Origin of the sequence: Marinobacter shengliensis (assembly GCF_003007715.1) — a bacterium.
In the GTDB taxonomy this organism is placed as follows: Bacteria; Pseudomonadota; Gammaproteobacteria; order Pseudomonadales; family Oleiphilaceae; genus Marinobacter; species Marinobacter shengliensis.
Genome location: NZ_PXNO01000021.1, coordinates 322833 through 343177, shown reverse-complemented (window position 1 = coordinate 343177; position 20345 = coordinate 322833). Strand labels below are relative to the sequence as shown.

Below are 20345 nucleotides of genomic sequence, written 5' to 3'. Positions count from 1 at the left end.
CGATGACGACCAATCAAGCAATCAATGAATCCGGCCTTACACCAACCACCGCCGTTCAGGAAGACAACAGCCTCGGCCTGAGCCCCACCATGGCCGCCCTGAAACGCGCGCGCAGCCATTACGGACTGAAGATCGGCCTGGGCATTCTGCTGGTGATGGCGATCTTTGCCCTGTTCGCACCCTGGCTGGCACCTCACGACCCTTACATGCAGAACCTGCCAATGCGCATGTTGCCACCGGTCTGGGGGGAAGGCGGTCAATGGCAATACCTGCTTGGCACCGACCATCTGGGTCGTGATTACCTGAGCCGACTGATCTACGGCGCGAGAATCTCCATGACCATCGGAATCGGTGCCGCCACAGTCGGCATGATCATTGGCGTCACGCTCGGCCTGATTGCCGGCTACTATGGCGGCTGGCTGGATCAAGCGGTCAATTTCCTGGTGACCTGCCAGCTCGCCGTTCCCAGCCTGCTGCTGATCATGGCTCTGGTGTTTGTGATCGGCCAGTCCGTCACCGTGGTGATCTTCGTGATCGGCGCCACCCACTGGGTGTTCTATCTGGTGGTCACCCGCTCTGCCACCCTGCGCCTGCGGGAAATGGACTTTGTCGCCGCCGCCCATGCCATGGGCTGCAGCAAGTTCCAGATCGCTGTGAAAGAAGTGCTGCCGAATCTGGCGAACCAGATCATGGTGATTTTCACCCTGGAAGTGGCGGTGGCCATCCTCAATGAAGCCACCCTGTCGTTCCTTGGTCTGGGTATTCCGTCGCCAATTCCGTCCTGGGGGCTGATGATTGCTGAAGGCAAACAGGCCATGTTCTTCCAGCCCTGGCTGGTGGTTCTGCCGGGGATCGCCCTGTTCGTTCTCGTGATTGCCATCAACCTGCTGGGCGATGGGGTTCGGGACGTGACCGTGACCAATCGGAGAAACTGATATGGGTACTGATATGAGCGGCGCATCCATACTGGACATCCAGAATCTGGCGGTCGAAATCCCCACCGACTCCAGCACCCTGCGGGCGGTCCGTAACATCAGTCTTGAGCTGAAACGGGGCCAAACCCTGGGCATTGTGGGCGAATCCGGTTCCGGCAAATCCATGACCGCCCTGGCGCTGATGAACCTGCTGCCGCCTGCGGCAAAGCGCTCGGCGGCCTGCATCAATTTTGACGGCGCCGACCTGACCCACGCCACCGAACAGGAGCTGGCCAGCAAGATTCGCGGGCAGCGGATTGGCATGATCTTCCAGGAGCCAATGACCAGCCTCAACCCGGTCTACTCCATCGGCCGCCAACTGCGGGAAACCATGACCCTGCACCGCAAGGTGTCCGACGCCGACGCCCAGAAGCGCGCCATCTACCTGCTGGAAAAGGTTGGCCTGCCTGACCCGGCCAGCCGGCTGAAGCAATACCCCCACGAGCTTTCCGGCGGACAACGCCAGCGGGTGATGATCGCCATGGCCCTGATGAACGAGCCGGAACTGTTGATCGCCGACGAACCCACCACGGCATTGGACGTAACCATTCAGGCCCAGATTCTGCATTTGCTGCAGGATCTGCAGAAAGAATTCGGTATGTCGATGATTCTGATCACCCACGACCTGGGCGTGGTCTCCCGGGCGGCCGACCAGATTGCGGTGATGTACGCCGGTGACATTGTGGAGTCGGGCAAAACCGCTGATGTGCTGAAAAACCCGAGGCACCCTTACACTCAGGGCCTGCTGGAATGTATCCCGGGTTACCAGGGCGCCGCCCGGAAACGCCTCGGCGCCATTCCCGGCATCGTGCCGTCAATGACCGGTCGGATCTCCGGCTGCGCCTTTGCCTCCCGTTGCCCCCGTGCCGCGGATGTGTGCAAAACCGATACACCGCCCACCAGGGAGCTCCATCCCGGGCGGTATTTCGTGTGCCACGAACCGGAGGCAAACGCCGTTGAAAAAGCCGGGGCACCAGACCTGGCCGGAGTGCATGCAAGGCCCTTCAGCGGCCAACCGGTTCTGACCGTTGAGAATGTCAGCATCCGCTTTTCCGTCCGGCGAGGGCTGTTTGGCAAGCGGCGCCCCTTACAGGCACTCGATAATGTCAGCCTGACCCTGAACAAGGGGGAGGTACTGGCCCTGGTCGGGGAATCCGGCTGCGGCAAAACCACCCTGACGCGCTCCATCATGGGGCTTCAGCAGCCTGACACCGGCTCGGTCACTCTGAACGGCCGGCACATCGGTCAATTGCCGCCCATGGAACGGGCACGGATGATTCAGCCAATCTTCCAGGACCCCTATTCCTCTCTGAATCCCCGCAAAACCATTGGTGAGATCATCACCAAACCGCTGGCCGTTCATAAGCTGGGTGCCCGCCAGGAACAGCGAGAAAAAGCCAGGCGAATGATGGAACTGGTCGGGCTGCCCTTGCGGGTATTCAACAGCTACCCCGATCAGCTCTCCGGAGGGCAGCGCCAGCGTGCCGCCATCGCCCGGGCGCTGGTACTGAACCCGGAAGTGATCATCTGCGACGAACCCACCTCGGCACTGGACGTGTCCGTGCAGGCCCAGATTCTGAACCTGCTTCTGGATCTGCGGGACGAGCTGGACCTGACCTACCTGTTTGTGACCCACGATCTGTCCGTGGTGCAGCACATGGCCGACAGGGTGGCCGTGATGTACCTGGGCGAAATTGTGGAATGCGGCAACCGTGACCAGGTGATGTCCGCACCGAAACACCCCTACACCCACGCGCTGATGAACTCGGCACTGAGTATTTCGCCCGGCGAGTCCATACCCGATCCCGGCTTGTCCGGTGATTTCCCGAATCCGATGAACCGGCCCAGTGGATGCCCGTTTCACCCACGTTGCCCGATCGCCAATCAGCAATGCCGTGAACAGGCGCCTGGCCCAGAAATCATCGACAACACGCTGGTTCAGTGCTGGAAGGCGAAAACCGCCGGCAGCCAGCTCAAATCCTGACCCAAACAAAAACACAGAGGGCTAGCGCCATGAAACTCATCGCCATTCTGCTTGCAGGGCTGCTGTCAGCCCTCTCCGGCTGTGCCTCGGTGCAACCGGGTAATGCGGCACTCAGTGAGGACGACGAATCCAACCTTTTCAAGCTCCCAACGTTTGAACGTTACGGGTCTTTGGTTGTACCGGCCGGTACCGAAGCAAAGCCCATTAACATGCGGCTGTGGTACTCCGCCCCCGATCAGATCACCCCTGACACACCGGTTGTCATGGTCATGCACGGCGGCCGCCGCGATGCCGACCAATACCGGGATTACTGGGGCAGCTACGCCAGGAAATACGGCGCTCTGATCGTTTCGCCGGAAATATCCAGGAAGGACTTCCCCACCGGATGGGGCTACCAGGCCGGCAACTGGGTCACTCCAGATTCCAGCTCCACAGACGCAACCAAAGGCCAGCGGGTACCCGTAGAAGAAACCTCGTTTGCCGCCCTCGAGCGAGCGTTTGACCAACTCAAAGAGCGCTTTGACCTGAACGCTGACACCTACGACATCTGGGGCCACGGCAGCGGTGCCCAGTTTGTCTCCCGCATGGTCATGTTGTATCCGCAAGCGCGCATTGGCACAGCCATCGCCGCCAACGCCGGCACCTACACCTTTCCGGACTGGACCCTGCCCCTGCGTTACGGACTCAAGAACACCGGTGTACAACCGGAAGACCTGAAAGCCGCCTATCAACATCACCTGGTCATCATGCTGGGCACGGAAGACAACGACACCTCCCATCGCCTGCTGAGTCAGCTCGACATCGCCAAAGCGCAGGGCGAGCACCGCGTGGCAAAAGGCAGGAACTTCTTTCAGGCAAACAAGGCCCAGGCAGAAAAGCTGAACACCCCTTACAACTGGGAACTGCAGACGGTCTATGGCATTGGCCACAGTGGCCGGCGAATGTCGAAGGCGGGTGCCGAGTACCTGCTGGAGGGGAAAACCGAACAGCCCCTGTTCACCAACGACATGGAAGTGAGCGAGCCCTATCGCCGGTCCGGCAAGCCGGGAAAAACCAACGATTTACTAAAAGGTTCGGACGACGGTGAAGCGTCACCCTTCTAGGGAAAGGCGCCTCCATCTCTGGACCACTCAACCATGAGCGAGTCAAACATCATGAAACAGCCAATCCCCCGGTCGATTGTCCGCCTCGCGCATGGTCGACTCAGCTATCTACACCGCGGCAGCGGAACACCGGTGCTCTTTCTTCACGGCCTCAACGGCAATGGCTCTAGCTGGGTCGACCAGCTGTCAGCGCTGGCCCCATTCATGGAAATGTGGGCCTGGGACGCTCCCGGCTACGGTGAATCCGATGTGGCGGGTAGTTCGGTCACGGCGTTGGCGCGAGTTGCCATCGAGTTTTTATCGCACTGTCATCAAGGACCGGTCAATGTCGTCGGCCACTCCATGGGCGGGCTGGTCGCCATGAAAATAGCCATTCTGAGGCCGGATCTGGTGAACCGCCTGATACTCTCGTGCACCCATCCCGGCCACGGCCTTACCGACGGAGCCAACGAGCGATATCAAAGACGGTTGCGGGAACTGGCGGACTTGCCGAAAGCAGAATATGGAAAGCGGCGGGCCACCGGGATGCTGCCCGAGGGTACCGATGATACGATTTTCCAACGCGTCGCTGACATTGCAGCGGAATCAAGGCAGGAGGGTGTAGCAAATGCTGCCCTTGCCATTCAAACCGCCAACCTGATACCGGAGCTCGCGCGAATTCAGGCCCCGACACAGGTGATTACCTGCGACCGGGATTCCGTCGCACCACTGACAAAAGCCCAACCGCTGTTGGACCATATACCTGACGTACACCATTTGGAGCTCAGGGGCCTGGGCCACGCGCCTTACCTCGAAGACGCAAAACAGTTCAATTCTGCGGTATCCAGCTTCCTGCTGGGCTGATCAGCCAGACCCGATCGCAATGGCCGACATTGCGACAATCAGGTTGAAGGCCATATGCATCATGATGGGCGACACCAGCCGCTGGTGACGTTCAAAAAAGTATCCGAAACAAATACTGGGAACAATCACACCTGCCGCGAGGAGCAGCCCACCTCGCGGCAAGTGTGCGATGGCGAACAGTGACGAGGTAACAATGTTGGCCAGGGTAATGGGCCCGTAGCACCGCCGTCCTATCGACGTTTTGAGCAGCCCGCGCTGCATCATCCCCCGAAAGACGAATTCCTCCAGAAACGGAAAAACAACCACGAATACGACCAGTGGTAGTACACCGGCGTCGAAAACCCCTGCCGTTGGCTCTATCCACCATACCCACAGAAAGCCGATGGGGATTGCAACACTCATGGCTGCCTGAAACTGCCAATCCCTTAGTATGTCGATACTGGACCACGCCACGCTGGTTTGACGGCCTTCTCCGCTACGTTGCATTAAGTTCCTGCCTTGCGTTCATTCAATCGCATCATGCCACACCATCACTGCCCGGGCTGAAAAGATCAGCGCATTCCCCCTGCCGGGCACAAAAAAAAAGCTCCCTGCCGACGACAGGGAGCAAAGATGACGGCCGGACTGATCGTCAGGCGTTAGTCCGCCGCGCACCCCTCGCCAAACCGATCAAAGCCATCAATACCAGCATGGGCAGCACAGGGTCCTGACCGCCACCCAGGCTGCAACCGAATGAACTACCGCTGCTTTGACTGCCAAGCTCTGAGCGATTAAGACGGGTATAGACTGCGGACTGTATCTCTGACACCGCTTGCCCGTCTGACGCCAACGCCCGGAGCTCTGTTGTCTCGATTAACTCGATGGTCTCCCCAGGCTGCAACGCCAGGCTGCTGGTATCCGGATCAGAACCGTCTGTGGTGATATACAGCGTGGTCCCCGGGCGGCCGTTCACGGTGACGACCAGCCTGTCCAGGAAACTCTGACCGCCGTCCGGGCTGAAGGTAGGTCTGGCAAGCGTCAAGGCCGATAACTGTACGTCATCCACGAACACGGTACGGACCATACCGCTATCCGGAGCGCCACTGCCGCCGGACTGATCGCGGACGCTGAGGGTAAGACGCATGGAACCGCTGCCAGCAATGCTATCGGCATCGATATCGTCCGTGGTCCTGATGAATAGCCACTGCCGGGGATCCGCCGTGATCTCCAGCTCCCCTTCGAGGTCATCCAGGGTGTCCTCATTGACACAGGCATCGTCCGTGAAGAACTCCGCACGTAAGGCGGCCATCAACCCAACAGCAGGTTCATCGCTTGAGACATTGACCGACGGCTGGAGTACACCGGACGGGATATCATCCCGGCTGATGCACTGAACCAGTCTGGCATCCTCGTATTCGCCGGTCAGACGCTTGAAGTAAAGGCCATTATCACCACTCAGCGCAAAAGGAAGGGGACCCGCCGAAGCCAGCGGAGTGATGCTGTTACGGGGTGACAATGCCAGCTGCCAGCCACTGGCATCGGCTGTTACGAAGTCTCCATCCTTAAGGGCCGGATGGCTGAAATCGTTATTGATCAGCACATTTTCGCCATTCTGCTCCACCCGAATATCGTCCAGCCAGATTCGCACTTCCTCGGGATCACTGACGGCATTAAGGCTAAAGGGGCGAATGGACAGGCGAACCGCCTTTGCTCCTTCCGAAATCTGGTCGGCGGGGTGAACCATCGGGCCGGTTGTCTCGCGATTCGCCTCCTCGACGAACGCCCATTGATTTTGCTCAACACCACCATCACCAAGGTGAAATCTGCGGTTTACATCAAACTCACCGTCCGTTAACCGGTTGTCGGTGCTGTTGGCTTGTATGTCCCTGTTGCAGGTTTCCAGATCACTGTAAAAGTTGGTGTTCAGCTGAACCCGGAGACTGTTGTTGACCGCACTACGATTAGTGAACACCCAGTAGCTGAACTTGATGTCAAGGTTCTCATCAATGGCGACACACTGCTCCAGTCTGTTGGCATCGAAATCATTGGTTATTTGCTCAAAGGAGAACACGCCCGTGCCCGATACCGGTACTGGTGAGTCGGTGATGACAGACCCCTCTACAGACACGGTCGCGGATGGATCTCGGGTAGCGAGAGTCAGGTCCCTCAGGAAGGTCCAGGACGGAAGAAAACCAAGGCCAACATCGCCGCCGATGTCCACCACCTCAAAATTGGTATCTTCCGGGAAGGGGGTTACGTCTGAAAAATCACCGTTAGGTGCAGCCAGTGCCAGACTCGACAGACCAGCAGTCGCTAAAATGAACAAGCCTTTAAGGGGGGGATGCATAATCACGCTCCACTTTTTTGTTTTCGTAAGGTCTCCTCGGTAGATGTCACCTTTTATCTTCAGCAGACTTGACTACTATCCCGGTAACAAATCTGGCTCAATTGGCGCGGTCTACCCCCTATTTGTCCGCCATTACCAATACCAAAGTAAATTGAAATAATACGATATACCTATGCATATTTTGCATTGAAATCGAAAAGCCACAACATATCAGGACACTGGGAAGGTGTCGGGGGCTAGGACAAAATCGGCAAACAGAACACAGGAAACGCCACGCTCAGAGAACCAGCCAACCGCCACCTCGTCACATTGCCGGACAATATGACATTTTTTTGAAACTTTTCCTGCTCCCCTTCGTATCAATAGGTAGTGGTCGCATAGACCACTGCATGCCAAACAAATACAAGATAAGGGAGCATACGATGAATAGAACAAAAATCGGGTTTTACAGGGGCGTCCCCATTTTGTTGGGCGCTGCCTATCTTTCAGCCTGCGGCGGTGACGGCGCTGAATCGGGCAATACCGCCGACACACGCACCGAAGCGCCAGCAGTCGCGGACGCGGCTCAACCGTCGCCCAGGCCTCTGCCCGCCATCCCGGAGAATTACTCACCTATCGGTGTGTTCAGCGCACCGTTCGCCGAACCCACCATCGTGGTAGATGGTGAAGTGGTCGAAACCGACGAAAAATGCATCACCACCGAAGACGGTCTGCAGGAATGCAAGCCAGCCGCCGGCACCATGGCGCTGCTTCCTGACGACCGCCTTCTTTACCTGAATGCGCTGGAGGGAACCGAAAACGTTGAGTTGTCCATTGTTGCAGAATTCGGCGAGGTATCGGTAAACGACCAGACCCGTGTGCTGTCACTGGGTAACGACGATCGCCCCGACTGGCTGAAACCCTCTCCGCTACGCGGTGGTGCCAACCCGGACGGCAACGACAGTGAGACGTTGCTTGGCGGAACGCCGCTGGACGGTTTGCTGGACACCGCCGACAACACCAACCGGAATGATGGCGCCCTGTTCTGCTCTGACGTGATCGGGCTCGCGGATGGCAGTGTCATGGCCGTAGGCGGCACCGACTATTATTCCGAGCCGGGCATTGATGGCTTACCCCTGGGGGTAGCTGAGCTGGAAGGCATCAAGAATTCCCGGATCTTTGATCCGACCACCAATACCTGGCGACAAACGGGAGACATGAACTTCGGCCGCTGGTATCCCTCCATGGTCACGCTGCCAGACAGCAAAATCTTTGTTGCCAGTGGCGTCACCAAACTGCTGAAGCCGGTTTATCCCGAGGAGCCCATCAACTCCGGCCGCAACGTGGTGCAAACGGAAACGTTCAACCCCTGCACCGGCGTGTGGACCCAGAACCCCAGCACCGCTGATCGTTCTCTGCCTTTGTACCCCCGCTTGCACCTGCTGCCCAACGGCCACGTGCTCTACAATGCCGGCGGCCAGGCCTTCAATCCGTTTGGCCAGGGTTATGACCAGGCACTCTGGAACATTGTCGCCACCTTTGACCCTGCCAGCCAGCGTTGGAATGACATTGGCTATGCCGGCCTGCCGTTGCGGCTGGACGAAGTCGGGTTGGGACAACTTGCCAGCACGCTCAATCTGACCAACCTGACCGAAGAGCAGCTCCGGTTGTTTACCGAAGACCTGTTATCCAGCACGGATGGACTGATCAGCTCCGTCACGGATCTGCTGACCAGCCCGGACGATTCGCTCCTGACAACTGACACGCTGATCAAAGCCATCGGCGGTGGTATGCGGGGCTCCACCTCCTCGACCATGCTGCCGTTAAAGCCGGACGAAAATGGCGAGTACAACAACGTTGAACTGCTCACAGCCGGTGGCGTGCCCAGCTATGCACTGCTGACCAGCCCTGGCGGCTACCTGCCGACCGATCAGAGCCGGATTGACCGGATTGAAACCAACGGCGACCAGATTGGCTATGAATCACGGCTGACCGGCGCCCTGAACCAGCCCCGCTGGTATGGCACCAATGTGGTGATGCCTGACGGCAGCGTGATGGTATTCAGTGGTGGCACCCGAGACGGCGTTGTCTTACCGGGGCTTGAAGGCGCCATCATGACCGCGGAGCGATTTGATCCGGACACCGAAACCTGGACCGAAATGGCCAGCGGCCATCGCCCAAGAACCTATCACAACACCGCCGTGTTGATGGCCGATGGCCGGGTCATGATTGGCGGGCACGCTCCGATCAACACAGCGTATTTGTCTCACATCAGCCTGGAAGACTTCGGACTGGCCCCGAACGATGGCCGGGACCCAAGCTTCGAGATCTACACACCGCCCTACGCCATGCGTAATGATCGGCCCACCATACTGTCTGCACCCGAGCAGCTCAGTGTTGGCGATAGCTTTACCATTCAGGTGGACCAGGCCCTGGACATCGACAAGGTGCTGCTGATCCGAAGAACGGTGATGACTCACCTGATTGATGGCGATCAGCGGGCGATTGAGCTGCCGGTCAAGGCTCGCAACGGCCGCAACCTGCAACTGGAAATGCCCGGAAAACAGAGCGTTGTGCCCGCCGGGCAGTATATGTTGTTCGTCAGCAAATCCACGCCGGAAGGGCGGGTACCCTCGGTTTCTGCGCCAATTGCGGTGGTAAACGAAGCGTTCCAGTGCCAGGGCGATGCCACCATGGCGCAGCTGGACCAGGACATGCTTGAGCTGTTGACTGGTGCATCCGGCTAAGGAGGCGATCATGCAGATGACGAAAAAGGCGCGGACATTGGCTGAGGCCGCTGTGTTTGCACTGCTAGGCACAGCTTTACCCTCAACCTTGCTGGCGCACGGAGCCGTTGAGGTAGACAACGCGCCCGAGCACATCCTGCAGGCGAGCATCAGCCAGCCTGCAGCGATCCCCGGGCTGTCTGCGGTTATCCTGGATGCGCCACAACCGGGCATACTGGTGTCTTACCGTGGGAGCAGTGTTCTTACCGTGGAGGACACAGAAGGCGAGGGGCTGCTGAGGTTCGGCCCGGAAGGTGTGATGGCGAACCGTTCGAGCGCGGACTGGCCCGGCCTGAGCGAGGCAAGACCGGGTATGGTCAACAGCCACAACAAGGACAGTTCCTGGGTAAAGGTGTCTGCGACGCCAAGCTTTGGCTGGCTGGATCCACGCCTGGGTGTTGAAAACGGGGAGGGACTCTGGCGAATTCCCGTCATTACAGATTCGGGCGCTCAGTCTGAGATCAGGGGGCGCCTAACCAGAAACCCACTACCCAAGGATGACCACCACTGATCCGCACAAAATAAAACAGCCCCTTTATGAGGGGCTGTTTTATTCATCCAAACATTCTCAAGCCGAATTACTGGCTCTCATCAATGATGTGCTCAATAGCAGCAACGATTTCCTCATCGGAGCAGCTGGCACAGCCGCCTTTGGCCGGCATGGCGTTGAAGCCGTTAATGGCATGATCAATCAGAGTATCCATGCCCTTGTCAATGCGAGGCGCCCACTGGTCGGCGTTGCCGATAACCGGAGCACCGGCGGCACCGGTGGTGTGGCAAGCCATACAGGCTGCATCGTAAACTTCGCTACCGGAGCGAGGGCCAGAGCTGGCGGCGGCCGGAGCAGCTGCTGCTTCACCACACTCCTCACCCTGCAGGCACACTTCGCCCACTGGTTTGATGCGGTTACGGATCTCATCTTCAACACTTGCCAGTGCAGCACCAGCGGCCAGGCCAAAACCCAGAACAACAACAGCCAGGACTCTCTTCATCTTCACAATGCACCTCGCATTTGAGCGTTATAATCTTTCGGTGGCAGCATTATAGCGATTGAGCCCCCGCAAAAAAACCAAAGGTCAGAAACAGAATTTGATTTCAACCATTTTAGTGACAGTTTCGTAGACTATAACGGAACTGAAGCTATTTCCGGTTACCATACCTGCTGGCCGTGTGGTTTAACATTATTCCGGCAGAACAGGGAGTCATATGTCCGACAACAACCCCCACCGCCTGCGCAAACCGCTATTGATCGTCGAGTTCTCCAGCCTCGCGATTCTGTTGGTTTCGATGGCCTGGTTTGGCAACCAGTCCACTGCTGAGACGCCGATGAGCGCGGCTTGGCTGCTTGTTCCAGCGGTGGCCAGCCTGGGCGTATTCCTGAGTTTTATCGGCCTGATGTATCTGCGCTGGGTTGCGTCTGCCAGCAACGAAGGCAACGCCCGGCACAAGCTGATTTTCCTCCTGCTGGCCCTGAGCCTGCTGGGGATCTGGATTTACAGTATTGCCAATACCTGGCTCAGCCTGACCGCCACCAATTGAGAGGATTCGATGAAAGGAAATCACAGCGGTTTGCCGGCCAAGGTGCTGGCCATGATTTTGGTGGCTACAAGCAGTGCTGCGCCGGCCGATGAGCGCACCCCATCCGATCAGAGCGCTGTTAACTGCGCCCTGATTCGAGACGGCATACAGCGCTTGGCCTGCTACGACGCCCAGAACGACCCGGGGGCAGCAAGAGAGGCGGCTGACGAGGAGGCATTAGAACAGGCCGACGAGGAAGCTGCCGAACTGGTGGCAGATGACGCCACCCGCGAGGATATGGTTGGTGATGCCCTGGGAGATGATCCGGATGCCGGCGTGATGGCAGCTTTGGTTGATAATTATCTGACCGCAGAAAAAGCAATCTTCTCATTCACCGGCAGCTTTGTTACCCATCGGCCCAACTATATCCTGCCGATTACTTACGTAGACGACCCGAATCCAAGGCCCGTCAGCCCGCGATTGGGCACCGGTGGTTATGACTACGGTCTGGAGCAGGAGGAAGCGAAATACCAGATCAGTTTCAAGATACCGTTGCTGACCGGCATTTTTGATGATCGCACAACCTTCTGGTTCGGTTACACCCAGCAGTCCTACTGGCAGGTTTATAACACCAAAGAATCCGCGCCTTTCCGGGAAACCAACTACGAGCCTGAGATTTTCTTTCGGCAGCGACTGGATTGGAAGGTGGGGCCAGGAACCCTAAGTGGTGTCTCTATCGGGCTCAATCACCAGTCAAATGGTCAATCAGACCCCCGTTCACGAAGCTGGAACAGGATAAAGGGCGGGCTGGCTTACAGCTATGACCGCTGGCTGTTTATGGCAAACCCCTGGTACCGGCTGCCGGAGAGCAGCAGCGATGACGACAACTCGGATATCGAGAAATATCTGGGGTATGGCAGTTACCATGCCGTCTATAAGCTGACAGAGGACCGGACGTTCTCGCTGAAGCTTTTGAATAATATGCGGTCTACCAATCGGACGTCGGTTGAGTTTGGGTACAGTTTCCCGATGGGGGATACGTTGAAGGGCTTTTTCCAGTACTACAACGGGTATGGGGAGAGTCTGATTGATTATAATGAGCGTATTGAGCGCTTTGGGGTGGGTATTATGCTGAATAACTGGCTGTAGTAAATATAGTGCAAGACCGGGGTAAGGGGGAGGGCTTCCAAAACGGAAACCGTGGCTTTCCTGATAGTTTTGGAAGCCCTCCCCCTTACCCCGATCCCGAAGCCCATCCGTGGTTTCAACTCACAGTCTTAATTCTTGTTCAGTCTGTCCATTTCCTGCAGTAAGTCTTCCGTTTTCGCCTCCATCAACGCTTTGTCTGCCCTGGATTCCACGTTCAGGCGAACCACCGGTTCGGTGTTGGACATCCGGAGGTTGAAGCGCCAGTTGTCGAATTCGACGCTCAGGCCGTCTACGAAGCTGACGCTCTTGGCTCCCACGGAGTATTTGGCTTCGATGGCGGCGATGACCTTGGGGGGATCGTTGATGGTGCGGTTGATTTCGCCGCTGGCGGGGTAGGCTTCGATTCTGGCGTCGATCAAAGAAGACAGCGTCTGGCCGGACTGGCACAGGCGCTCGGCGATCAATAGCCAGGGAATCATGCCGCTGTCGCAATAGGCGAAGTCGCGGAAGTAGTGATGGGCGCTCATTTCGCCGCCGTAGACGGCGTCTTCGTCGCGCATTCTCTGCTTGATAAAGGCGTGGCCGGTTTTGCTTTCGATGGCTTCGCCGCCGGCGGCTTTGACCAGGTCCAGGGTGTTCCAGGTGAGGCGGGGGTCGTGGATGACTTTGCCACCGCCGGTTTTGCGCAGGAACTGGTCAGCCAGCAAGCCCACCACGTAATAACCCTCTATGAACCGGCCATTTTCGTCGAAGAAGAAGCAGCGGTCGTAGTCGCCATCCCAGGCGATGCCCATGGCGGCACCGTGTTCGATCACGGCATCTGCGGTGGCGGTGCGGTTCTCCGGCAGGATCGGATTGGGTACGCCGTTGGGGAAATGGCCATTCGGCTGGTGGTGCACTTTCACGAATTCGAATGGCAGGTGCTGTTCCAGCTCGTCAATTACCAGGCCGGCACCACCGTTGCCGGCGTTGCAGACAATGGTCATGGGCTTGAGGCTGGCCGCATCGATGTAGCCCAGCAGGTGGTCTACGTAGGCACTCATCACTTCCAGCGTCTCGTAACGGCCCTGCTCCGGCGCATTGGCGAAGGGCTCCAGAACCCGATCCCGAATGTCGTTCAGGCCGTTGTCGGAGCTGATCGGCCGTGACTGGGGGCCAACCATTTTCATGCCGTTGTGGTCTTTCGGGTTGTGACTGGCAGTCACCATGATGCCGCCGTCCATGCCGTAGTGGCTGGTGGCAAAATACACCTGCTCGGTGCCACACAGGCCGATGTCATATACATCCGCGCCGGCGGCCATCAGGCCGGAGCTCAAGGCTTCTGTGATTTCCGGGCTCGAGAGCCGGATGTCGTAACCCACGATGACTTTTTTTGCGCCGGTAATGGCCACGTAGGCCCGGCCAATCTTTTCAGCCAGCGTGGGGTTAAGCTGGTCCGGCACCCGACCGCGAAGGTCGTAGGCCTTGAAACAGGACAGGTCCATTGTCAGTGCTTACTCCGCTGCAGAAGATTGAAGCTGAATGTAATTCTGGATACCCATCTGCGAAATCATTTCCAGTTGGGTTTCCAGCCAGTCGATGTGCTCTTCTTCGCTATCGAGGATGCTGCGGAACAGTTCACGGCTGGTAAAGTCCTGCACCTGCTCGCAATAGAGGATGGCTTCTTTCAGATCGGTGTGGGCAATGTGCTCGAGTTTCAGATCGCACTCGATCATTTCCTGGACGTTTTCGCCGATCAGCAGCTTATTCAGGTCTTGCAGGTTGGGCAGGCCTTCGAGGAACAGAATGCGCTCGATCAGCTGATCGGCGTGTTTCATTTCATCGATGGATTCTTCATATTCCTTGGCCGCCAGCTTGGTAATACCCCAGTCCTTGTACATGCGCGAGTGCAGAAAGTACTGGTTGATCGCCGTCAGCTCGTTGGCGAGCACTTTATTCAGGAACTGAATGACCTTTTTATCGCCTTTCATAGCCGGAGTCCTTTGATTTGCTGAGTTGTCAGCTAGTCAGGATAGCCGGTTTGTAGCCGATAAAAAATGTCTGTGGCATTTTTAAGAGGGTTTCGCGCCCCAAGATGAGGAGTCTGGCGCCCGCCAGTGTCAGGCGGGCTGGGCCAGCATGTTGGCAAGGGTCAGGTAGTCAGGAGAACGTGCTTCTTTCAGGATTTCCCGGGCCGTACAGGCGCAACGACCACACTGGCGACCAACACCCAACTCCTTGCCCAACTGACGCATGGAGCTGATACCGTTATCTGCCGCTTCGCGGATTTCTCTGTCTGTTACCCCGACACACAGGCATACATACATAGGAGACACTCACCAACTGAAAAACGTTAGTGATAATTATTGTCATTACAAACGAGAATTGCAACCATTTGTACTTAACTTTTTGCTAATAAATGTATCAGATCATCCAGAAGGCCAGCGGCAGGAACAACGCCGTGAATACGCCCGTCAGCCCCATCCCCAGAGAAGCAAAGGCGCCGGCAGTATGACTGATCTCAAACGCACGGGCCGTGCCAATGGCGTGACCATTGAGGCCAAGGGCAAAACCGATGATGCGGTCGTCGGTAATCCGAAGCCAGCGGGCGCACCAGTCCACGAACAGAGAGGCCAGCACACCGGTGATCAGCAGCCCGCCCAGTGTGAGCGACACCGACCCGCCCAACTCCTCAGTGATACCCATGGCAATGGGTGCGGTAACCGACTTGGGCGCCAGCGATGCCAGAACCATGGGCGCCGCTCCCATCAACCAGGCAATAGCCAGGGCATAGAACGCCGCCAGGCTTGCGGCCAGGGGCAGCGTCACCATAATCGGCCGCCACAGCGCCCGGATGTGATGCATTTGTTGATACAGGGGAATACCAAGCGCAACCGTTGCCGGCCCCAGCAGCACCGTTAGCCAACGCGCACCCGCCTCGTAACGTTCAAAGCCCAGGCCACTGGCGGCCACCACCGCCGCCAGCAACAGCGCTGCAATCATCACCGGCGGCAACCACAACGGGCGCCGCAGCCTGGCAAACAGCCACTGGGCCACGATAAAGGCGCCCAGGGTCAGACCGATGGACAACATGGGGCCAGCCGTCCATGCCGCCAGCAAAGCGTTGAATCCGCCCGGTTGATCAGTCATGTTGATCACCTCGGGCTTGCTCGGTCGTCAGTTTCTTCATCAACAGCAACGTGGTGAATACACTCATCAAGGTGCCTAAAACCAACGCCACCACCACGGCTGTCCAGTGTCCGGCAAACTGATCCGCAATAAAAAACACACCAACAACACCGGGCGTGATCAGTAACACCAGAACCGATATCAGCCCCTGGCTGGCTGCCGCCAGCTCGTCGGTTACCCGCCCGCGAAGCATCAGGGTAAAGGTTGCCATCACCATACCCAGAACACCACCGCTGATGGGCAGCCCCACCAGTACACGCACCGCTTCACCCAGCAGAAAAAACACCACCAGAACCAGAAAACCCCGCAACACCACCATGCCGCTATGCCCTGCCAAGTCAAAATTGCTCTACACTATTGCCCTGCCACCCAAAACACAGGACGCTCAATGGCACTGAAAGCCACTATCTTCAAAGCCATACTCCATATCGCGGATATGGACCGGCATTACTACGCCGACCACCACCTGACCATCGCGCGCCACCCGTCAGAAACCGACGAGCGAATGATGATCCGGCTGCTGGCCTTTGCCCTGAACGCCACAGATACGCTGGAGTTTACCAAAGGCCTGAGCACCGATGACGAACCGGAGCTGTGGCAGAAATCCCTGACCGACGACATCGAACTCTGGGTAGAGCTGGGCCTGCCAGACGAAGACCGGGTTCGCAAAGCCTGCAACCGGTCCCAGCAGGTCATTCTGTATACCTATGGCGGCCGCGCCGTGCCGGTGTGGTGGGAGAAACACCATAACAAGCTGGAACGATTTGGCAACCTGACCATCGTCGACCTTCCCGCCGAAAACACCGCAGCGCTGGCCCGCCTGGTGGAACGCTCCATGACCTTCCAGGTGTCGATGCAGGACGGCGAAGTCACCTTCAGCAATGACACCGATTTGGTCAGCATCACCCCGGAACAGAAACTGCCAAAGGTATGAAAACAGAGTTACCGCAAGGGGCTGGACAGACGCCCCCGGCGCACGTAAGATTGCGCACTCGAAATTGACGAGCAATCCGCAGTTTCGAATGCGCCCGTAGCTCAGCTGGATAGAGCGCTGCCCTCCGGAGGCAGAGGTCAGAGGTTCGAATCCTCTCGGGCGCGCCATATTCAATAAAAAAGCCCACCTCGCGTGGGCTTTTTTTGTGGAACTCTGGTTCACCCGAGGGCCGATGCAGAACTTTCGTTCGCCCCTCCCCCTCACGCGTTATAAACCACCCGCCCCAACTCACTGATGTCATACCCCCCCAACGCCTCTGCCCGCTGACCAAAACGCTCGCATCGGGCGAACGCCAGCAAGCGCTGCATGGCGGGCTCAAAGTAGTGACGCCGGCGCATGGCGAGATCAAAATGCTCCTGCTGCAGAGGAATAAACGCCAAGCCCTGGCGGCGTGCTGCCGCTTCGATACCCAGACCAATATCCGCTTCGCCCTGGCGAATGGCCAGCGCTAGGTCGTCCTCGCTGAGTGACGGGTGAACAGCCCATCTGAGTTGTTTCGCGTCAATACGGTGGCGAGCGAGTAAACTCTGCAGCAGGTGGCTGACGCCGGCGTCGGGCTGGCGATGGGCAACCCGGATGCCGGGGCGGGCGATGTCCTCTAGCCGTACCAAGTGGTGGGGGTTGTCGGCGGCCAGTAAAAGCCCCTGCTGACGTTTTGCCCAGCGGATCAGCACCAGGTCGCGCATGCCGCTCAGGCCCAGGGTGGTCGGGTCGTTGTAACACTGGCTGTCTTCGTGCCAGATATGCATACCGGCGAGCATGGCACGCCCGTCAACCAACCTCTGCACACCATCGCCACTACCCTGGCACAGCATCGCCAGTTCCGCGCCACTTTCCTTAACCGCCCATTCCAGCAGCGGGTCCTGGCTGCCCGCCAGGACGGGCGGGATCGGCGTGCTGACGGCGTCGTCACCCTCCAGGTGGTTCATCAACCAAAGATCCAGCCGCTGGCGTGGGAAGAGAAGCTTGCCTGTCACCCGGACACAGGGAATCACGCCCTGGCTGACCAGGTCGTAAACCTTGCGCTCTTTAAGCCGCAAATACTCGGCGGCTTCAGCGGTGGTGAGATAAGCAGGAAGGGGCATCATTCTCTCCAACTGCGCGGGGAAAGCACAGGACTGTTTCAGGCTGCATGAATTCCGGAAGGCTGTGCAAAGCGTAGTTAAAAACGCCACGATGCTCAAATAATAAGGAGACGCAGCAGTGGAAAATAATGCGTTCTATGTGGCGTTGTCGTTGCTGTTAAGCCTAGACGCCTCGCTCATCCAGATCGTCGCGCTCTCGCTACAGGTGTCGCTTCTGGCCGTGCTGATTGCAGCGGTGCTGGGGTTTCCGCTTGGCGCTGCAGTGGCGCTGTGGCGCTTCCCGGGGCGCGGCGCCGTGGTCGTGATGCTCAATGCATTAATGGGGCTGCCACCGGTGGTGGCCGGGCTGATGGTGTATTTGCTGCTCTCCCGCGCCGGGCCCCTCGGTGAGTGGGGACTTCTGTTTACTCCCGGCGCCATGGTGATCGCCCAGGTGGTGCTGGTGCTGCCCATACTGGCGGCGCTCTCACGCCAGAAAGTGGAAGAGATGCTGGGCGAGTACCGGGAACAGTTCGTGTCTCTCGGGATGTCTCGGGCACGCATGATGCCCACCCTGCTTTGGGATGCCCGTTTTGCGCTGTTGACGGTACTGCTCGCCGGGTTTGGCCGGGCCAGTGCCGAAGTGGGTGCGGTGATGATGGTTGGCGGCAATATTGATGGGGTCACCCGGGTCATGACCACCGCCATCGTGCTGGAAACTGGCAAAGGCAATCTGCCCCTGGCGCTCGGGCTCGGCATTGTGCTTTTGACGCTGGTCATGCTGATCAACGCCGGCGCCTATCTTGTGGGTGAACTGAGCAGGAGGCGGACAGGATGACCTCACTGAACGCCCCCTACTTTTACAAATCCATCCTGCTTCCACCACCGGCCCTGTCCTTTCAGGGTGTCGCCTTCCATCACGAGGAAAAGACATTGCTGGGCCCCTGTTCCTTCACTCTCGACGGCCCCGGCCCTACCCTGGTGATGGGCCCCAACGGCGCCGGCAAAAGCCTCCTGCTGCGACTGGCCCACGGGCTGCTATCGCCAACCCAGGGCCGGATTATCTGGTCGGATGAGGGCACTCCCCGCCAGGCCATGGTATTCCAGCAACCGGTGCTTCTGCGCCGCTCGGCGGTGGCTAATCTGAGGCACGCGCTGGCGGTCAACAGCGTCCCCCGCCGGGCACGGGCGAAACTGGCACTGGATGCCCTCGAGCGCTTCGGCCTGGCTGCCAGTGCCCACAAACCCGCGCGGGTGCTGTCGGGTGGCCAGCAACAGCGCCTTGCGTTGGCGCGGGCCTGGGTGCTTTCACCACAGGTGTTATTTCTTGACGAACCCACCTCGGCGCTTGACCCGGCCGCGATCAAGGCCGTTGAGGCCGCCGTGCTGGATTTTCACCAGCGAGGTACACGCATTGTGATGACCACCCACGACCTGCACCAGGCCCGGCGGCTGGCCGGAGACGTTCTGTTCCTGTCTGGAGGCAAAGTGCGCGAACACACTGCTGCTGACGCCTTCTTCAGCAAACCCGTGTCTCGCGAGGCACAGGCATTTGTTAGCGGAGAACTGGTGGAATAGCTCCGTTATCAGGATTCGGATAGGAAGTGATCTGAAAGACGCTCCCAGTGCACGCAAGGAACAACAAGATGAAAAAGGCCCTGAACCTGCTGTTTGCAAGTGTGCTGGCGGTGGGCATGCTGCCCACTGCGCACGCCGGGGAATACATCATTCTCGCGTCTACCACCTCAACGGAAAGCTCGGGGCTTTTTGACACTATCCTGCCAACATTCCGAAACGCCACCGGCATCGATGTGCGGGTTGTAGCCGTTGGCACCGGCCAGGCCTTTGAGCTTGCCCGCCGAGGCGACGCCGACAGTCTGCTGGTGCACGACACCACCGGCGAACAGCGATTTATTGAGAATGGCCACGCCACCGGGCGAGCGGATGTCATGTTCAACGACTTCGTGCTGATTGGTCCAGCAAGCGACCCCGCCAATGCCCGCAACGCCAGAACCGCCGCCGAGGCCTTCGCAGCCATCGCCAGTGCCCGGGCCCCGTTCACATCACGGGGTGATGACAGCGGCACCAACCGCGCCGAGTTGCGCCTTTGGGAAAACGCCGGCGTTGAGCCCGATGGCGACTGGTACCGGGAGCTTGGCAGCGGCATGGGGCCAACGCTCAACACCGCCGCGGCCATGGACGCCTACGTGTTGTCGGATCGCGCCACCTGGGTAGCGTTCGGCAACCGCCAGAACCTGACCCTGCTGTTTGAAGGCGACGACGTGTTATTCAACCAGTACGGCAGCTTGTTGCTCTCGGAACAGAAGCATCCGCACCTTAAACACAATCTCGCCCGACAGTGGCACAACTGGCTGATTTCCGAAGAGGGCCAGCAAGCGATTGCTGACTTTAAAGTGAATGGACAACAGCTGTTTTTCCCGAATGCCAAATAGGCTA

General features: G+C 58.3%; 21 protein-coding genes and 1 tRNA gene. 13 read left to right on the top strand and 9 right to left on the bottom strand.

Annotated elements, in window-relative coordinates; genetic code table 11:
- Nucleotides 1-2: 2 nt before the first annotated feature.
- Genes C7H10_RS07710 through C7H10_RS07695 form a run of 4 tightly spaced genes read left to right on the top strand, consistent with a single transcriptional unit; the run spans nucleotide 3 to nucleotide 4904 of the window.
- On the top strand, nucleotides 3-935 hold the full coding sequence (locus C7H10_RS07710; RefSeq protein WP_167392885.1) for an ABC transporter permease: 933 nt from the start codon (nucleotides 3-5) through the stop codon (nucleotides 933-935).
- 1 nt (nucleotide 936) lies between these two features.
- The gene (locus tag C7H10_RS19470) at nucleotides 937-2958 is read left to right on the top strand and encodes an ABC transporter ATP-binding protein (protein WP_425269118.1); all 2022 of its coding nucleotides are present in this window, start codon (nucleotides 937-939) and stop codon (nucleotides 2956-2958) included.
- Between the two features lie 29 nt (nucleotides 2959-2987).
- Nucleotides 2988-4061, top strand: coding sequence for an alpha/beta hydrolase family protein (locus tag C7H10_RS07700; RefSeq protein ID WP_106694400.1), 1074 nt, complete (start codon nucleotides 2988-2990; stop codon nucleotides 4059-4061).
- A gap of 33 nt (nucleotides 4062-4094) precedes the next feature.
- Nucleotides 4095-4904 carry an alpha/beta fold hydrolase gene (locus C7H10_RS07695; protein ID WP_106694399.1) on the top strand — a complete coding sequence of 270 codons (810 nt, stop codon included), beginning with the start codon at nucleotides 4095-4097 and terminating at the stop codon, nucleotides 4902-4904.
- Here C7H10_RS07695 and mrtJ read toward each other — a convergent pair whose 3' ends face one another.
- A complete protein-coding gene (gene mrtJ, locus C7H10_RS07690) occupies nucleotides 4905-5390 on the bottom strand; it encodes a JDVT-CTERM system glutamic-type intramembrane protease MrtJ (RefSeq protein WP_106694398.1) in 486 nt (161 codons plus the stop codon).
- A gap of 145 nt (nucleotides 5391-5535) precedes the next feature.
- Nucleotides 5536-7230, bottom strand: a complete 1695-nt coding sequence (locus tag C7H10_RS07685) for a JDVT-CTERM domain-containing protein (RefSeq protein WP_106694397.1) — start codon at nucleotides 7228-7230, stop codon at nucleotides 5536-5538.
- Between the two features lie 422 nt (nucleotides 7231-7652).
- On the opposite strand from C7H10_RS07685, the gene C7H10_RS07680 reads away from it, so the two are divergent.
- Together C7H10_RS07680 and C7H10_RS07675 are read left to right on the top strand one after the other, a co-directional pair.
- The gene (locus C7H10_RS07680; protein WP_106694396.1) at nucleotides 7653-9956 is read left to right on the top strand and encodes a galactose oxidase-like domain-containing protein; all 2304 of its coding nucleotides are present in this window, start codon (nucleotides 7653-7655) and stop codon (nucleotides 9954-9956) included.
- 10 nt (nucleotides 9957-9966) lie between these two features.
- Entirely contained in the window at nucleotides 9967-10506 is a 540-nt protein-coding gene (locus C7H10_RS07675) for a hypothetical protein (protein WP_106694395.1), read from the top strand.
- Between the two features lie 67 nt (nucleotides 10507-10573).
- Here the strand turns inward: C7H10_RS07675 and C7H10_RS07670 are convergent, their stop codons facing one another.
- Nucleotides 10574-10987, bottom strand: coding sequence for a c-type cytochrome (locus C7H10_RS07670; protein ID WP_106694394.1), 414 nt, complete (start codon nucleotides 10985-10987; stop codon nucleotides 10574-10576).
- 214 nt (nucleotides 10988-11201) lie between these two features.
- On the opposite strand from C7H10_RS07670, the gene C7H10_RS07665 reads away from it, so the two are divergent.
- Together C7H10_RS07665 and C7H10_RS07660 are read left to right on the top strand one after the other, a co-directional pair.
- Nucleotides 11202-11534: a hypothetical protein gene (locus C7H10_RS07665; RefSeq protein ID WP_106694393.1), complete on the top strand. Its 333-nt coding sequence runs from the start codon at nucleotides 11202-11204 to the stop codon at nucleotides 11532-11534.
- 9 nt (nucleotides 11535-11543) lie between these two features.
- Entirely contained in the window at nucleotides 11544-12662 is a 1119-nt protein-coding gene (locus C7H10_RS07660) for a phospholipase A (protein ID WP_106694392.1), read from the top strand.
- 128 nt (nucleotides 12663-12790) lie between these two features.
- On the opposite strand, the gene C7H10_RS07655 is transcribed toward C7H10_RS07660, so the two are convergent.
- The 5 genes from C7H10_RS07655 to C7H10_RS07635 form a co-directional block, all read right to left on the bottom strand.
- Nucleotides 12791-14146: a phosphohexomutase domain-containing protein gene (locus C7H10_RS07655; RefSeq protein WP_106694391.1), complete on the bottom strand. Its 1356-nt coding sequence runs from the start codon at nucleotides 14144-14146 to the stop codon at nucleotides 12791-12793.
- Between the two features lie 9 nt (nucleotides 14147-14155).
- The gene (gene bfr / locus C7H10_RS07650; protein ID WP_061333471.1) at nucleotides 14156-14632 is read right to left on the bottom strand and encodes a bacterioferritin; all 477 of its coding nucleotides are present in this window, start codon (nucleotides 14630-14632) and stop codon (nucleotides 14156-14158) included.
- 129 nt (nucleotides 14633-14761) lie between these two features.
- Entirely contained in the window at nucleotides 14762-14968 is a 207-nt protein-coding gene (locus C7H10_RS07645; protein WP_061333472.1) for a bacterioferritin-associated ferredoxin, read from the bottom strand.
- 97 nt (nucleotides 14969-15065) lie between these two features.
- The gene (locus C7H10_RS07640; RefSeq protein ID WP_106694390.1) at nucleotides 15066-15791 is read right to left on the bottom strand and encodes an LrgB family protein; all 726 of its coding nucleotides are present in this window, start codon (nucleotides 15789-15791) and stop codon (nucleotides 15066-15068) included.
- A complete protein-coding gene (locus C7H10_RS07635; protein WP_106694389.1) occupies nucleotides 15784-16149 on the bottom strand; it encodes a CidA/LrgA family protein in 366 nt (121 codons plus the stop codon). The genes C7H10_RS07640 and C7H10_RS07635 overlap by 8 nt, the downstream gene beginning before the upstream one ends.
- Before the next feature lie 69 nt (nucleotides 16150-16218).
- On the opposite strand from C7H10_RS07635, the gene C7H10_RS07630 reads away from it, so the two are divergent.
- A complete protein-coding gene (locus C7H10_RS07630; protein ID WP_106694388.1) occupies nucleotides 16219-16764 on the top strand; it encodes a YaeQ family protein in 546 nt (181 codons plus the stop codon).
- A 90-nt stretch (nucleotides 16765-16854) separates the two neighbouring features.
- A tRNA-Arg gene (locus C7H10_RS07625) sits at nucleotides 16855-16931 on the top strand.
- A gap of 93 nt (nucleotides 16932-17024) precedes the next feature.
- Here C7H10_RS07625 and C7H10_RS07620 read toward each other — a convergent pair.
- Complete coding sequence (locus C7H10_RS07620) at nucleotides 17025-17909, bottom strand: helix-turn-helix transcriptional regulator (protein WP_106694387.1); 885 nt, start codon at nucleotides 17907-17909, stop codon at nucleotides 17025-17027.
- Nucleotides 17910-18027: 118 nt separating this feature from the next.
- Here C7H10_RS07620 and C7H10_RS07615 point away from each other — a divergent pair, with 118 nt between their 5' ends.
- The 3 genes from C7H10_RS07615 to C7H10_RS07605 all read left to right on the top strand — a co-directional run bounded on the left by C7H10_RS07615 (nucleotide 18028) and on the right by C7H10_RS07605 (nucleotide 20341).
- Nucleotides 18028-18726 (top strand): ABC transporter permease, encoded by a 699-nt coding sequence (locus C7H10_RS07615; protein WP_106694386.1) that lies wholly within the window; start codon nucleotides 18028-18030, stop codon nucleotides 18724-18726.
- Nucleotides 18723-19466, top strand: a complete 744-nt coding sequence (locus C7H10_RS07610; protein WP_106694385.1) for an ABC transporter ATP-binding protein — start codon at nucleotides 18723-18725, stop codon at nucleotides 19464-19466. Before C7H10_RS07615 ends, C7H10_RS07610 begins: the two co-directional genes overlap by 4 nt.
- A 68-nt stretch (nucleotides 19467-19534) precedes the next feature.
- A complete protein-coding gene (locus C7H10_RS07605; RefSeq protein ID WP_106694384.1) occupies nucleotides 19535-20341 on the top strand; it encodes an ABC transporter substrate-binding protein in 807 nt (268 codons plus the stop codon).
- Nucleotides 20342-20345: the final 4 nt, after the last annotated feature.